We start from the raw sequence: 15,325 nt of genomic DNA, 5'->3' as shown, positions 1-15,325 counted from the left end.
TTTGGAAACTATTAATTGTCAACTGTCAATTATCAATTATCAATTATCAACTGTCAACTGTCAACTGTCAACTGTCTTAAAGCTGTATCAATAATATCTTTTGCCACGTCACTTTTTGATTTTAGCGCGAACGACCGTTTTTCATCGTTGCGGGAAAGGATCGTCACTTGGTTCGTATCGTGTCCGAAGCCTGCTCCCTGGTCATTCAGTGAATTGAGTACAATGTAGTCGAAGTTTTTTTCTTTTATCTTTTTTATCGCATTCGACTCTTCGTTGTTGGTCTCCAGAGCAAAACCGACGGTCAGTTGCCCCGGTTTTTTTATCTTTCCGAGCGAAGCCGCGATATCGGGATTGGGGACAAGAGAGAGTGACAAGTGCTCATTTCCTGACCGTTTTATTTTCTCCTCACTCATCTGCTCCGGGCGGTAATCGGCTACTGCGGCCGAGAGGATGGCTGCATCCATTTGCGGGAAAATCTTTAGCGCGGCATCATACATCTCGACGGCCGACTCCACGTTCACCCTTAGTATATTGGGATGTGAAGCTGATAATGCGGTGGGGCCTGTGATCAGGATCACCTCAGCACCCCGTGAAGCACATTCTTCCGCCAGGGCGAATCCCATCTTCCCGGAAGAGAAATTACCGATGAAACGTACCGGATCGATCCGTTCATAGGTCGGCCCTGCAGTGACCATGATTTTCTTCTTGTCAAGATTGTTTCCGGCAGCGAAGAACTGTTCCAGAACAGACACAATATTTTCCGGCTCTTCCATCCTTCCTTTCCCTTCAAGGTGGCTGGCCAGTTCCCCTTCGGTTGCTTCGATGATCTGCACTCCGTCGCTTCTCAGTTTTTCGATATTGCGTCGGGTGGAAATATGCCTGTACATGTCAAGATCCATTGCCGGCGCCACAAAGACAGGCGCTTTCATGGAAAGATAGGTGGTGATCAGCATATTGTCCGCGACCCCGTTGGCCATCTTACCGATGGTGGCAGCCGTCGCCGGTGCCACAATCATCACGTCTGCCCACAATCCCAGATCCACATGGCTGTGCCATGTACCGTCACCGGAAGCGAAAAATTCACTAATTACCGGCCGTCCCGAAAGTGCGGAGAGCGTCACCGGCGTAATAAATTCCTTGCCGGCCGGAGTGATCACAACCTGTACTTCCGCTCCCTTTTTTATCAACAGCCGGGTGAGAATAGCCGATTTATAGGCTGCGATGCTGCCTGTAATACCTAATACAATATGTTTTCCCTGAAGTGACATAATTTATTCGAATCTGATGATTTGTTGATCTACTGATCCCGACAAGTCGGGACTACTTGTCCCGATTCATCGGGAAGTAGTGATAATTGAAAATTAATTGAATTCAATCAATTATCCATATTCAGTTGTTTTCAGTTTTATTGCCTGGTTGGCTTGATGAAAACAGTGCAAAAGTAACAAGAATCGAACTTGAAATAGCCTCATTTGCATGACATTTACCTTCTTTATTGTTAAATAAATTTAATTATGAGCAAATATTTGGTACTTTGTATTGCATAATACCTTGCTTTGGGTATCTTTGCAATACAAAATGATACAGAGATGAATATTGAAAATACGCAAAGCCAGATGCGAAAAGGAGTACTGGAATATTGTATTCTTTCCATCATCAGAAGGAGCGAGGCCTATCCCGGCGATATTATCGACGAGATGAAGAATGCCGGGTTGCAACTTTTGGAGGGAACCCTTTACCCTCTGCTTAATCGCTTGAAAAATGCGGGCATACTCACTTACCAGTGGGTAGAAAGTACTTCGGGGCCTCCACGAAAATATTTCCGTCTGACGGAAAAAGGAGACGAATTTTATGTTCTCTTGCAGGCTACATGGAATGAGTTGGCGACAGGAGTTGATACCCTCACGCAAAAGGAGGACAGGTCAGATAAAAATCAATCAGAATAGAATCCATATGAAGAAAGTAATCAACATTAATTTTCAGGGTCAGGTGATTGCCATAGAGGAAACTGCTTATGAATTGTTGAAGCAGTATATCGGCAGTCTCAAAACCTATTTTTCGCGGGAAGAGGGTGGCGACGAGATTGTGAACGATATTGAATGTCGTATCGCTGAACTGTTTGGCAATCGGTTGAAGCATGGCATCAATTGTATTACCGATGAAGATGTGAAAGCGGTTATTGACAGCATTGGCAGGCCGCAGGATTTTGATTCCGATTACGAAGAGACAGCAGGTGCCGGACAGGAATCTCAATCATCTCAATCGGAAACGGGAGCTTCGGGTGCGTCCAAAAGTGAGCCATGGCCTTCGGATAGTGAACGCCAGAGTCTGCACAGGAATTCCGGTGACCAGATTATAGGTGGTGTTTGTAGCGGATTGGCACATTATCTTAAAACCGACCCCGTGTGGATAAGGCTTCTCTTTGTGCTGTTCTTCGGGTTTCTTTTTTGGGTATATATTGTATTATGGATCGTGTTGAAGCCGAAAATGCTGGAGTCGAATGTTTCCAAGCGCCTTTACCGCAATCCCAATGACCGTTTTATCGGTGGGGTATGTGGCGGTATCGCAGCCTATTTCCGGATTGACTCCTGGATACCCCGTGTCTTGTTCCTGTTACCGCTCATGCTGAATATGATCGGGATGATCTCCGTTTTCCCGTTGAACAAGATTTTCGATCACGTGGGGTTTAACTGGAATATCAACTCGAGCATGATAGTCATTTATGTTGTCCTTTGGGCGATCATTCCGGTGGCAAAGACCGTAAAGCAGAAGTTGGAAATGATGGGTGAAGAAGACTATATCCGTTCTATCCGCGAAAAGGTGAGTGACAATGTAGCGAGTTCAAGAAGCCGCACCTCCGGTGAAGGAAATTTCCATCCTGCAGGAGAAAGAAAAGAGGCTTACTATGCTGCCGACTCGGCTGTTAAAACGGAAGAGAATGGGATAACCGGTGTGGAGGAGATGCCTCCTGTACCACCTGTTACGGAGCGTCGTACGGAAATGCCATCCCAGCCCCGGCGGTCTGGGTGCCTGAATGCGTTGGTCGTTTTGTTGAAGATCATCTTTTTCTCTTTTGTCGGTATCTTTTTATTGATATTGGTCGGTATTTTTATCGGATTGTTGGTGACCGGCACGCATCTGTTGCCGTTGAAATCATTGTTTATCGACCCCGGTTATGAGACCAATCTGCTCTTTACTTCGCTGGGTCTGATCTTCCTTGTTCCCGTCACGGCGGTTGTTGTATGGATCATACGCCGTGCTATGAAGGCCAAATCGCGACCGGCTATCGGTATTGTCGCCTCTCTGCTTTGGATTACCGGTCTTGCATTGACCGGTATACTGAGTGCACGGATAGCCGACAAGTTCAGCGTGGAAAGTTCCAGTGAAAGGACCGTTTCCATTGCACCGGTCACCTCTGGTAAGATGTATGTGGAGATGCAGCCCTATCCCGAAGATTATGCTGAACTCAGGACGTTCAGGACGTTGTATGGGGTTGATTTCGGAATCAATCACGAATTCGACGAGCTGCCCTATACCACGATCAACGAGGATTCGCTCCTTTTCGATAATATCAACCTGCAGATAGGCAAAAGTAATGATTCGCTGTTTCATGTACGGGTCATATCAGCTATATATGGTAGAGATCTTCGTTCAGCCAAGGCGGATATAGCACAGTTCTCGTATGAAATTGAGCAGAAAGACTCCCTGTTGTTGCTTCCGGAATTTTTTTCAGTGCCGGTGGAGCAGGGCTTCAGGAACCAGAGTATTACCGTAGAGATATCCGTACCCGTAGGGAAAACAGTGGAGATGAGCGAAGCATTGCGGGATTACAAAGATAACAGGCCGCCGGCAGTCGTACGCAAGAGAATCCGGAATTATTCGCGTAATACCAATTATGTACCGGTAGATGTGTCGGAAGAGGGTGGTGTTTACATGACACTTACTACAGATTCAATATAAATTTCTTTTTTTATCATACTTGACTTTTCATTGTGAATCGAAAGCCGTTCCCCCGTGGAGCGGTTTTCCTTTGTGTGCCGTGCATGATTACAAACTTGGTGGTGCAAGTCCACTACGGGGGTAGGTAGCGACCAACCGTTAGCTCAAGGCAAGGGTGTCCACTGCGAGGTGGAATCTGAAGGAAGCCGGCGGCAAAGTCCCGATCCGAGGAACACGAACATCATACAAGGCTCAAGCCACAGGACGAGTTTGCAAAGCAAAACGAAATCCAAAAGCTACCCGGATGTGGCAGAGTAAATGGTGCGGATACACGGGATGAAAGTTTGATAGTCTTACCACGGGAGGTCTCACGGACGTGTGGATGTTTTTTCGGAAGCACGGAGTAAAGCTTGCCGTGAGAAGTCAGCCGAAGCCATAGTAGTACGGATACAAGCCCGCCCCGGATTGAAGATGGTACAGCGGGAAGTCTTACGAAGTATGAAGGGCTGAACCTTATGTAAATGAGCAGTAAATGAACGTTACCCGATGAAGGGAAGAATGCAGAAAACATCAACGCAGAGTGATAACTGCCCGCTGAAGGATAGGACGGCATCCGAAAGCTATGCGGGAGTGCAGACTTTCATGGGGATAACCGAAAACAACCTCATTGAAGTACGCTTTGGCGGGGATGACCTTATGGAACGGATCGTTTCCCCCCCGAACCTTGACAGAGCCTATAAACAGGTAATGTCTAACAGGGGGAGTGGAGGAATCGACAGGATGCAGACGGGGGAACTTCTCCCTTGGCTGCACCGCCACAAGGAGTCCCTGTTGAACAGTTTATTGGAGGGGACATACCGTCCCTGCCCGGTTCGCCGTGTTGAAATACCGAAAGGGAATGGACAAACCCGTCCTCTGGGTATCCCGACGGTTGTCGACCGTCTGGTTCAACAGGCTATACCTCAAATCCTTTCACCGCTTTACGAGGCAGAGTTCAGCGAAACCAGTTACGGCTTCCGCCCCGGACGCGGTTGCCATGATGCCCTGCGGAAAGCGCAATTCCACATCAACTCGGGCTACAAGTATGCCGTTGACCTTGACCTTGAGAAATTCTTCGACACGGTCAACCACAGCCGTCTGATAGAGGTACTGTCGCACAAGATACGTGATGGCAGGGTCATTTCCCTTATCCACAAGTATCTTGTTGCAGGCGTACGTATAGGAGAGCGCTTCGAGGAGAGCCATGCCGGCGTACCGCAGGGTGGTCCGTTAAGTCCGCTGTTGGGCAACATTATGCTCGACGGTCTGGACAGGGAGCTGGAAAGGCGCGGACACCCGTTCGTACGCTATGCGGATGATTGCATGATTTTCTGCAGGAGTAGACGGGCGGCTGAAAGGACACGGGACAGCATCATCCGTTTCATAGAAGAAGAGCTTTACTTGCGGGTCAACCGTGAGAAGACGAAAGCCGGCCATATAAGGGGAATGAAGTTCCTCGGATATAGTTTCTATATCCACAGTGGCGAATACCGTCTGTCAGTCCACCCCAAAAGTCTCGACAAGTTTAAGGCTAAACTGAAAGAGCTGACGGGACGGAGCAATGGCATGGGGTACGCGCGGCGCAAGGAATCGCTGCGCCATTATATCATGGGTTGGCTTGAATACTTCAAGTTGGCTGACATGAAAAGCAAACTCCACGAAATGGACAGGTGGTTCCGCCGGCGGTTGCGGATGTGTATCTGGAAGAACTGGAAGAAGACGGTAACCCGGACTCAGGAATCTTGTTAAATGTGGAATAGAGAAGTCGAAAGCATGGGAATGGGCAAATACCCGCAAAGGATACTGGCACATATCCAAAAGCTGGATACTCTCGAGGGCGTTGAGTAATGATAACCTGAGGAAGGCAAATTATCCTTTATTAATGGACTGTTACCGCAAAGTCGTATCGTAAGTAAGGAACCGCCGCCTACGGAACCGTATGGGCTGGTGGTGTGAGAGGCCGGAAAATAAAGTAGGAGGAAACTACTTTATTTTCCTCCTACTCGATTTTGATAACGACATATAAACGGTATCACAATGAATCAAATAAATTTTTAAAATATTCGTTCAGGTATAAAAAAACTATTATCTTTGCATCCGCAATTCGGAAACAGACGGTTCATGTAGCTGGAAACATGAGCTTTCGGATAGCGACAGGCAGAGGCCTGTTTTTCTATTTAAATTAATGATAATGCCCAGATGGCGAAATTGGTAGACGCGCTAGTTTCAGGGACTAGTGTTGGTAACGACGTGCAGGTTCGAGTCCTGTTCTGGGCACTGCAAATGCGCAGGTGGTGAAATTGGTATACACGCTACTTTGAGGGGGTAGTGCCGGTTACGGCGTGTGAGTTCGAGTCTCATCCTGCGCACAACTACTTTTTATATTGTTGATTTTCAGCGACATCCAAGTTCATGTAGCTTAAAAGTGAACAAAAAGGTGAACAAAAGCGCATGAAGTATGAAAATCAATCTTTCCCATATACAATTTTTAGATAATATTTTCCTTCGGGTATATTCCGAATCCAATGGATTTTTCCAATCCTGTTACTTTTCACTCTTTATCAGCCAGTAAAGCCCTTTTACTCCGCTCCGGATATCATCGAGCCGCAAGAGCACGAGTATCTTTTCGGTATAGGCAACAATGCCCCATATAAGTGCCAGATAATAAAACCAGGTATAAAATTCGAAAACGAACAACACAAAAAAGAAAATCCCATGGATATATCCTGCCGAAACCGCTGAATAAAGATGGAGACCGGGAATTTTCCCGAAACGGATAAACGAGACCAGGTAACTGGCGAGAAAAATGGCGAGAAACAGGTATAGTATCCAGGCATGGGGTGCTATATCTGTCCATTTGAACAGGAAAAGCCCCAGTATCGCCATGGAATAGGTGCAGACATCCGCCAGGTTATCGAGTGCTGCCCCGAATTTGGTTTGTAACTTAAAGATACGGGCGATATTACCATCCAGTATATCGCTTACAAGGCTGATACATAGGAAAATGGTATACCATTTCTCCTGTCCGGTCAACGCGAAATAGAGGATGAGCGGAAATGCCAGTAGGCGGTACAGGCTGATTACATTCGGGATATTCAGTATATTTTCCCCTTTCCACAATAACTTTTTCATACTATTCTGAATTAAATTAATATTATCTTACGGGAGTATAGTTCTTCGATAAACTTTCTATAAAGTATTGCAGCATCCGGAACACGGCAGTTTCGTCCGGACCGTTATCCGGCAATGAGACTGTAAACAGGGCATCGAGATTCGTTGTGTCGAACAGGATATTGGTCTGGGAATAGGCACCGGTAAACGACATCCCGATAGACATGATCCGCTCATATACATTCATGGCGGCCGGCTCCAATGTATTGTCGGGGACAAGCCGGATGGGCAACAGCCTGTTCAGGCTTTCAATGATATGACCGTTCTGCACAGTTTTTTTGGAGACCATATTCACGATTGTTGGTAACCCGGCGGTTTCGGTCATACACATGAGATAATCTACAACGGTATTGATCGCGATCAGGTTTTGGGTGGCGTCCGGATCAATCCTGACACGTATGGTCCGGTCGGGATACCGGTGTGAGAGGTTATAAACCCGACGGGCAAAATCGAATATACCGTAACAGGTTTTGGTCACCCCCGTGCGGCTGTCCCCCACTACCTGCGACAATCGGATCACATGTCCCGGTAAATGATCCTTGCTGATATGTTTTGCGATTATATTCTCCGCAAATCTTTTCGACTGTTCGTAGTAATTCCTGAATGCTGCTATATCCTCATTATTCTCATAAAACACTTCCTTGAAGAGTTCGTTGCTTCTCCCGCAGGAATAGGCGGTGCTGACCATGAAAAAACGGGAGCCGGGGACTGCATGGCGACTGAACACCCGGATGGAGTTTTCCACTCCTGAAATATTGGTTACGAATATCTCCTCTTTTGATTTAGCGTCGTATTTCAGGCTGGCAGCAAAGTGAAAATAATCTGTCTCCACACTGAAAATCTCTTTCAACTGCTTCGGCGGGATAGAAAAATTTTCCTCTACCAACGAATAGGCATATATTCTCAGCTTTTCCGACGGACGGTAGCGCCCACCGGATATTTCTGTCAACACTGTGTTCATCCGCTCTTCAGGCGTACATTCGCCATTCCTCCTGATCAGGGCAATTACTTCGTAATTCCTCTCTAATAACTCCAGTATGAAATGGGATGCGACATAACCGTTCGGCCCATTTATAACTATTCTCTTCATTTTGCATATATATTTATAGAAAAAGGAGCAATACCAATACCACACTTAAAGGGACAGTAAGGTTATCGGCTCCCCGCCATGAGACAAGTTCGGCAAATGTACCGGCTGTTGCCACTGTCATGGCAAGCCAAAAAGTTTTCAGGTTCAGTAACTCCAGATGAAGATACAGGGCAATAAGACTGATCATGAAACTTAAAACGAAAAACGTACCCGATCCTACCCATGTTTTCTGGATAGGCTTTCCGAAGATTTTTATCTGCCCGTTCATTTTTTTTATATTTATGCCGAAGATGGCCGCCAGCGGATCACACACCGCCAGGATCAATATGGGCAGTATATAGATGAATTTGTTGCTTGTCAGATCCGATATCAGGAAGGTGAGATAGATGGAAAGGGGTAACAGGTAGCTGCCCCACGACTTCCGCTTAATTGAGTGGATGGAGCCTAATCGCCTGCTGCGCCAGGTGACAAATAAAAATAACCCGAAAATAAGTGCCAGTACGAGCACATACCAGTGGGAAGGAAAAATATAAGGAAAAGGCAGGGTTGCCAATGTTGCGGCGAGATGTGCAAACTTCCGGGTGAGCTCACCTTCCAGATCCAACCGTCGATATATTAGCTCGTTAATAATAAGAAAAATGGAAATGCCTGCCAAATAAAAAAATGCTATTGCGATTATATTTACCATATTTTTTCCTTTAAATATCTGTCAATAGGCTGTACCAGGCAACCCATGCGCCACCGGCGATCAGGCTGTCGAAACGGTCGAGAAAGCCGCCGTGACCCGGTATCAGGTTATTGAAATTCTTCACTCCATACTTCCTTTTATAATAAGAGGCAGCCACATCTCCCAGGAAAGCAAAAAGAATTATCCCTGCGGCGAGGAATAATAAACTCCCGGGAGAGCCGCCAGGCAGTTTACGCAACAGGAACGCGCTGGCCAATGCGACACATGCGCCGCCTACCAGTCCGCCCAGGGTTTTATTCGGACTAATCTCCGGCAAAATTTTCTTTTTGCCCCATAACTGGCCGGTTATCTGGCTGAAGGCGTCAAAGATGGAAAGGACGAGGAACGTAAATAATATTAAATTTTCGTTGAGTGTGGCAAAAAAGCAGAAACTCATGGCCAAGAGTGAAAAAATTGCTGCCGAGGCAGCAAAGAACCTCTTTCGGGTATACCCGGATAGCCGGAACAAACGGACCAGTTCTACCATGCCCACGATAGTGATCACCACGGCCAGATACCGGAAAGCGACAGGCTCTATCGTGATGCTGAAAAACAATCCGTTCACAATGAAAAAGTAAACAATGAACTTGGTATAGCTTTTCCGGGCGACCAGCGGATCTTTTTTACGGTTGATAAGATAAAAACCGATTCCTCCCAGTAGAAAATAAAACAGGATAATCAGGTAAATATTCCAAATCATGTTTTATCTATTTGATGATCATTAAAATACCTATGAAAATCATTACGGCGGCATAGCCATATCTTACTTTACTCTCCGAACTGCCCACATTGGATTTCGACAGTAGCCGCGGACCGGCAATTGCACCCAGTGCCGATCCGGCGGTAAGAAAGTATACCAGTGTCAGGTCGGTTTGTCCGACCAGCACGTGGGCGCCTACCGCAAACACGGTATTGACTAAAATAACCAGAAGGGATGTACCGACCACCCTCTTCAACGGGATGTCCAAGGAGAGCAGGCCGGCCAGCACAGGGGCGGTTCCGCTGGCACCAAAGACGCCGGTAACCAATCCGGCCATCAGCCCGAAAAACCAGCCTTTCGTCGTTTTTGTCCATCCCCGCCGTTGTTGCGCTGTATGATCTTTTTTCTTCCTTTTCCAGGTGTCGTAAAAAATATTACCCGAGATGAGGACAGCATAGATACCGAAAGCGGTTTTTAGTTCTTCACTACTGATCCGGCCGGCAATCGCAGCGCCGGCAAAAGTGCCCGCTACACCTGCAAGTAAAAAAACCGGTGCAATGGTATAAGCGATGTTCCTTTGCTTAACATGTCCCAGTGTACCCAATGCACATATAGGTAAAGTGGCCACCAAAGAGGTCGACACGGCAACAGAAGCAGGAACATGCAGCAGGAGCGTGAGTACCGGCAGGAAAATAAAACCGCCTCCTCCGCCCAGCATCGTTCCAAACAAACCGACTATGAAGCCGATCGCCGGTAAGACAAAATAAAGAGGTGTTATATCCGAATAAAAAAACATGACTTTTAATTTTCTGTCATAAATCCGGGACTAATTGCTGTTTGAAATTCCGGCGAATATAGATTATAATGCGTATGTAAAGTAACATTATAACGGAGTGAATCTGTAAAGGTGCCATACCTAAAGAGCCATTTTGGTTGCTGAAGTATAAAAAAACGATACTGAACTTATTCGATCTTTTCGGGAAAGCAACTATTTTTCCCCCTATTTGTTATTTTTGTATCCTAATCGTATGAATAATGAGGTTAAAGGCAATCTTAACAGTTATCTATAATAAAATACTTTCGGCAAAGACTAAATTGAGGCTGGAGAAATTCATCTTTGTGGCTGCGATGATCGGTTTCTTCCTCCATTTAGGCGTAATATGGCTGGTGCATTTGGGGGTGATCGATGCAGGAGAGTATGCCAGTGGATTCAGTAATCCGGTAAATGCCATTTATACTCCTTTTTCCATTATCCTTTATTATGAAGTGTATTGTCTGATTTATTATCTGCCCAAATCGATGACTGTCTATATTGGAAAGCAGTTTGAAGTGATTGCTCTTATCACTATCCGGGAAATATTTAAAGAGATCCCCAAACTGAAAATTTCGTCCGATTTGGATCAGATGTACAGCAATCCACAGTTTATCTATACCTTGATTACTATTCTTGTGTTGTTTTTCCTGATTTACCTCTATTATGCGCAGAATCAAAAGAGCATCCGGAGTAATAATAGTACCAAGGGAATACCTGACGGAATCCCGAAAAAGAAGAAAAAGTATATCCTGGCCAAGAAGTTTCTGGCATTGGTAATTGGTGTTATATTCGTGATGATGGTTGTGGTTAACCTGGTGGACTGGTTCAGTCACCATTCACTTATCGAATGGTTGCAAAATACCGGCTTATCGTCCAGGGATCTATTCTCCTCTTTCTTTTTGATACTGATCCTTAGCGATGTGATTATACTGCTTTTTTCATTTGCGGTTACTGATGATTTCCCCAAGGTGATGCGAAACTCAGGATTTGTTGTCTCCACGACCCTGATCAGGCTCTCTTTTTCGGTAGAGGGGTTGGCCAGCCATATCATGATCGTGATGGCGGTATTGTTTGGCACGCTGATGGTGGCTGTCTACAAGAGATATAAGAAAATTGAACTTCCGTCAGATTGATCTTTAGAAAATAAATAATAATGAAAATCCTCACATCGGAACAGATCCGCAAGGTAGATGCCGAAACGATTACGCGGGAGGGAATTTCCTCTCTTGAACTAATGAAACGTGCTGCGACTGCTTTTTATCGATTTTTTACGGAGAAATACACGGACAGAAATACATCCGTAATCATCTTTGCCGGTGTGGGAAATAACGGTGGAGATGCGTTGGTAGTGGCTCGTCTTTTGTATAAGGCGGGTTATTCGGTGAAAGCATATATGGTGGAGTTCAGCAATAGATATACCGAAGACTGTGCCCACAATATCCGCCGCGTGAAAGCTGAAAATATCCCCTATAAAAAGATTCTTAACAAAGAGGATATTCCAGATCTATCGCCATTTGATGTGGTGATCGATGGAATATTCGGTACGGGATTGTCGCGGGAGGTGAGCGGGATTGCTGCTGATGTGATTACCCGGATCAATGAGAGTGGAAAAGAGGTGGTCAGTATTGATGTGCCGAGTGGCCTGTTTCCGGACCGGAAGACGGAGTTCGCGGTGAAAGCGACAGAAACGGTGACGTTCCAGATACCTAAACTGGCGTTGTATCTTCCCGAAAATGCCGGATTTACCGGAAATGTCCGTATTGTAAATATAGGCTTAAACCAGGAAGCTATCGCTGAAGCGGAGACCGATATTTACCTGACGGAAAAGAGGGAGATATGCAATCTACTGAAACCTCTATCCAAATTTGCGCATAAAGGGACACAAGGGCATGCGCTTATCATCGGTGGAAGCCTCGGCAAATGCGGGTCCGTTTCCCTGGCATCGAAAGCGGCACTTAAAACAGGTTGTGGGCTGGTTACGGCCTATCTGCCCAAGTGCGGGGTACCTGCTATACAATCTGGTTTTCCCGAAGCGATGGCTCTTGAGGATGAGGGTGAGGAGCATATCCGTTCAATTGACTACGATCTGAAACCCGATGCGATTGGTATTGGCATGGGGATGGGATTGCATGAGGAGACGGCACAGGCGATGTGCCAGTTCCTCCAGCAGAAAAGAACCCCATTGGCGGTGGATGCCGACGGACTGAACATTCTCTCCCGGCACCCGGACTGGCTTGGACTCCTGCCGGCAGGAACCATATTGACTCCCCATCCCAAAGAGCTGCAAAGGATGATAGGTGAGTGGTGCGACGATTATGAAAAAATCGAGAAAACAAAGGCGTTAGCAAATAGATACGGAGTGATCTTAGTGGTAAAGGGTGCTTATTCAATGATTATCGATGGTGAAAAAATATATGTGAACAGCAGTGGTACGCCGGCATTGGCTACAGCCGGAAGCGGGGATGTGCTGACAGGCATGATTACCGGTTTGTTAGCTCAGGGGTACAAACCGTCAGAGGCAGCCAGAATAGGGGTTTTCCTGCATGGAATGACCGCCGACATCGCTGGTGAGTGCATTCACCCCCGCAGTTTCGTCGCTTCGGATATCATTGAAAATATAGGAAATGCATACCGGAGTTTGGAAAAAAAGAACTGATCCGTTTGGGTTTTACGATTTAATTGTGTAATTTTGCACCTCAATTTGCCAATAGGCCCGAAAAGAGGCTGCGGAGAGTGGCCCGCCTCAGGCACGTAACTTCAGGTTATTTTAATATGTACGTCATTGTAGACATTCAGGGTCAACAGTTTAAAGTTGAACAAGACCAAAAATTATTTGTCCACAGGATCAACGCCGATCAAGGTGCTGAGGTGGAATTTGAGAAAGTAATGCTCGTAGATAAGGATGGCGCCGTAACAGTAGGTGCGCCGGTCATCGATGGAGCGAAAGTGGTAGTAGAAGTCCTTTCCCATGTGAAAGGCGACAAAGTTCTTGTTTTCAAAAAGAAAAGAAGAAAAGGATACAGGAAACTGAACGGTCACCGTCAACAGTTCTCCGAAGTGAGAGTAAAAGAGATTATTGCTTAATCAGTTAAAATCAGAAGGAAATGGCACATAAAAAAGGTGTAGGTAGTTCCAAGAACGGCCGCGAATCGGAAAGTAAACGATTGGGCGTAAAAATATTCGGTGGTGAAACGGCAAAAGCCGGTAATATCCTCGTGCGCCAGCGCGGGACTGCTCACCATCCCGGAGAGAATGTGGGTATGGGTAAAGATCATACCTTGTTTGCACTGGTAGACGGCGTAGTGGTTTTCCGTAAAAGGAGAGACAACCGCTCATTCGTATCGGTGCAACCGCAAGTACAGGCAGAAGCCTAACAGCAATTGCCTTTGGTATCCCGGTAAGCGGGAGTTTGAACCATAAAATATAATTTTTTAGTTGATAAAAACAGCCTGCTTTCCAAAGTAAGGTTGTTTTTATTTTTTAGTATATGCCTATGCAACTGACCCCCGAACAAAAGCAGTTTATTCTGGCGCATGAACGCGAAGATATACGTGAAACGGCATTGCGTTTTGTGCGCGATGATATGCCTTTGTTGTTGACGCAGATTGCAGGGCGGCAAATGGCGGAAAAGAAGATTCCTTCGTGGTATGCGGAGACAGGTGTTTTTTATCCGCCACATCTTTCACTGGAACAATCTTCGTCGGAGTTGACCGCCCGCTACAAGGCTTCACTGGTTTCGGAGGAGAATGGGAGATCTTTTACAGTTGTGGTGACAAATCAGCAATCCGTTGAAGGGCGAAATGACACGTTTGCCGATTTGACTTCTTCTGTTGAGACAACAAACCCCGGTTCGGTTGAATGGAAAAACAAAACTTTCGCTGATTTGACCGGAGGAATGGGAGTCGATTTCTCGTTCCTGTCTCCATATTTCCGGAAAGCGTTCTATGTAGAACAGAATAAGGAATTATGTCGGATAGCGGAGCACAATTTCCAAGTGTTGGGACTGGGAAATACGACGATTTATTGTGCCGGAGCGGAGCATTTCCTGAAAGAGACAACACCTCTCGATTTTATCTATCTCGATCCTTCCCGGCGGGATAATTCCGGACGGAAACTGTTCCGTATTGAGGATTGTAGTCCAGATCTGTCGGAAATAAAATCATTGTTGCTCGAAAAATCGGATAGGGTTATGGTAAAATATTCACCGATGCTGGATATTTCCTTAGCGGTAAAAACCCTCCGTTGTGTAAGTGCGGTACATATCGTTTCGGTAGATAACGAGTGTAAGGAGTTGCTTTTCCTGTTATCGAAGACGGCAGTGACTGAACCGCTGTTTGTTGCCGTAAATCTCAAACAATCGGGTAGGGAAGAGCGCTTTTTATTTACCATTACACAGGAACAGGAAACGGTGGTCGGGTTTGCAAGTGATCCGGGTCGTTATTTATACGAACCCAACACGTCGATCCTAAAAGCAGGTGCTTTTAAATCTGTTGCAGAGGCATATTCTCTTCAAAAATTGCATATCAACAGCCATTTATATACATCTGACGAACTTGTCGCGGATTTTCCCGGCCGTGTCTTTGAAGTAGAGACCTCTTTTGCACCAAATAAGAAAAACATAAAAACCTTTTTACAGGATACGATAAAAGCGAATATCGCTGTTCGTAATTTTCCGATGACGGTTGCCGAAATCCGCCGGAAGATCGGGTTAGCAGACGGTGGTAATGTCTATCTGTTCGCCACCACGCTGGCTGACGGGCAAAAGGTGTGGATCATTTGCCGGAAAGGAATAGTTTGAGGTGATGCATAAGAATCTGTGGGGCGAAGTATTTTATTCAAATACTT

At 46.0% G+C, this 15,325-nt stretch carries 13 protein-coding genes, 2 tRNA genes and 1 pseudogene; 10 read left to right on the top strand and 6 right to left on the bottom strand.

The features are described 5' to 3' along the window. Positions 1 to 53: 53 nt before the first annotated feature. Positions 54 to 1,268 (bottom strand): bifunctional phosphopantothenoylcysteine decarboxylase/phosphopantothenate--cysteine ligase CoaBC, encoded by a 1,215-nt coding sequence (gene coaBC / locus PSM36_RS10445; protein WP_076930848.1) that lies wholly within the window; start codon positions 1,266 to 1,268, stop codon positions 54 to 56. Between the two features lie 321 nt (positions 1,269 to 1,589). Here coaBC and PSM36_RS10440 point away from each other — a divergent pair, with 321 nt between their 5' ends. The 5 genes and pseudogenes from PSM36_RS10440 (at position 1,590) to PSM36_RS10420 (ending at position 6,347) form a co-directional block, all read left to right on the top strand. Continuing rightward, entirely contained in the window at positions 1,590 to 1,946 is a 357-nt protein-coding gene (locus PSM36_RS10440; protein ID WP_076932190.1) for a PadR family transcriptional regulator, read from the top strand. 7 nt (positions 1,947 to 1,953) lie between these two features. After that, a complete protein-coding gene (locus tag PSM36_RS10435) occupies positions 1,954 to 3,960 on the top strand; it encodes a PspC domain-containing protein (protein WP_076930847.1) in 2,007 nt (668 codons plus the stop codon). Between the two features lie 525 nt (positions 3,961 to 4,485). After that, a pseudogene (gene ltrA, locus PSM36_RS10430) lies at positions 4,486 to 5,890 on the top strand (group II intron reverse transcriptase/maturase). Positions 5,891 to 6,171: 281 nt separating this feature from the next. Beyond that, positions 6,172 to 6,255: transfer RNA gene (locus tag PSM36_RS10425), tRNA-Leu, on the top strand. Between the two features lie 8 nt (positions 6,256 to 6,263). Continuing rightward, positions 6,264 to 6,347, top strand: a tRNA-Leu gene (locus PSM36_RS10420). Positions 6,348 to 6,522: 175 nt separating this feature from the next. On the opposite strand, the gene PSM36_RS10415 is transcribed toward PSM36_RS10420, so the two are convergent. Genes PSM36_RS10415 through PSM36_RS10395 form a run of 5 tightly spaced genes read right to left on the bottom strand, consistent with a single transcriptional unit; the run spans position 6,523 to position 10,462 of the window. Continuing rightward, positions 6,523 to 7,110, bottom strand: coding sequence for a CDP-alcohol phosphatidyltransferase family protein (locus PSM36_RS10415; protein WP_076930846.1), 588 nt, complete (start codon positions 7,108 to 7,110; stop codon positions 6,523 to 6,525). A 22-nt stretch (positions 7,111 to 7,132) separates the two neighbouring features. Beyond that, positions 7,133 to 8,239 carry an SDR family oxidoreductase gene (locus PSM36_RS10410; RefSeq protein WP_076930845.1) on the bottom strand — a complete coding sequence of 369 codons (1,107 nt, stop codon included), beginning with the start codon at positions 8,237 to 8,239 and terminating at the stop codon, positions 7,133 to 7,135. A 13-nt stretch (positions 8,240 to 8,252) separates the two neighbouring features. Further along, entirely contained in the window at positions 8,253 to 8,927 is a 675-nt protein-coding gene (locus PSM36_RS10405) for a phosphatidate cytidylyltransferase (RefSeq protein WP_076930844.1), read from the bottom strand. A gap of 10 nt (positions 8,928 to 8,937) precedes the next feature. Continuing rightward, complete coding sequence (locus PSM36_RS10400) at positions 8,938 to 9,666, bottom strand: phosphatidate cytidylyltransferase (RefSeq protein ID WP_076930843.1); 729 nt, start codon at positions 9,664 to 9,666, stop codon at positions 8,938 to 8,940. A 7-nt stretch (positions 9,667 to 9,673) separates the two neighbouring features. Then, entirely contained in the window at positions 9,674 to 10,462 is a 789-nt protein-coding gene (locus PSM36_RS10395; protein WP_076930842.1) for a sulfite exporter TauE/SafE family protein, read from the bottom strand. 239 nt (positions 10,463 to 10,701) lie between these two features. Here PSM36_RS10395 and PSM36_RS10390 point away from each other — a divergent pair, with 239 nt between their 5' ends. The 5 genes from PSM36_RS10390 (at position 10,702) to PSM36_RS10370 (ending at position 15,278) form a co-directional block, all read left to right on the top strand. Then, complete coding sequence (locus PSM36_RS10390; protein WP_083711012.1) at positions 10,702 to 11,613, top strand: hypothetical protein; 912 nt, start codon at positions 10,702 to 10,704, stop codon at positions 11,611 to 11,613. A gap of 20 nt (positions 11,614 to 11,633) precedes the next feature. Then, entirely contained in the window at positions 11,634 to 13,136 is a 1,503-nt protein-coding gene (locus tag PSM36_RS10385; RefSeq protein WP_076930840.1) for a bifunctional ADP-dependent NAD(P)H-hydrate dehydratase/NAD(P)H-hydrate epimerase, read from the top strand. Positions 13,137 to 13,252: 116 nt separating this feature from the next. Continuing rightward, a complete protein-coding gene (gene rplU / locus PSM36_RS10380; RefSeq protein ID WP_076932189.1) occupies positions 13,253 to 13,564 on the top strand; it encodes a 50S ribosomal protein L21 in 312 nt (103 codons plus the stop codon). 20 nt (positions 13,565 to 13,584) lie between these two features. Then, positions 13,585 to 13,854, top strand: a complete 270-nt coding sequence (rpmA, locus tag PSM36_RS10375) for a 50S ribosomal protein L27 (protein WP_076930839.1) — start codon at positions 13,585 to 13,587, stop codon at positions 13,852 to 13,854. 119 nt (positions 13,855 to 13,973) lie between these two features. Then, positions 13,974 to 15,278, top strand: a complete 1,305-nt coding sequence (locus PSM36_RS10370; protein ID WP_232001414.1) for a class I SAM-dependent methyltransferase — start codon at positions 13,974 to 13,976, stop codon at positions 15,276 to 15,278. Positions 15,279 to 15,325: the final 47 nt, after the last annotated feature.

Source organism: Proteiniphilum saccharofermentans (assembly GCF_900095135.1).
In the GTDB taxonomy this organism is placed as follows: Bacteria; Bacteroidota; Bacteroidia; order Bacteroidales; family Dysgonomonadaceae; genus Proteiniphilum; species Proteiniphilum saccharofermentans.
Note: the sequence above shows the minus strand (reverse complement) of the source record. Positions and strands in the feature narration are given on the sequence as shown.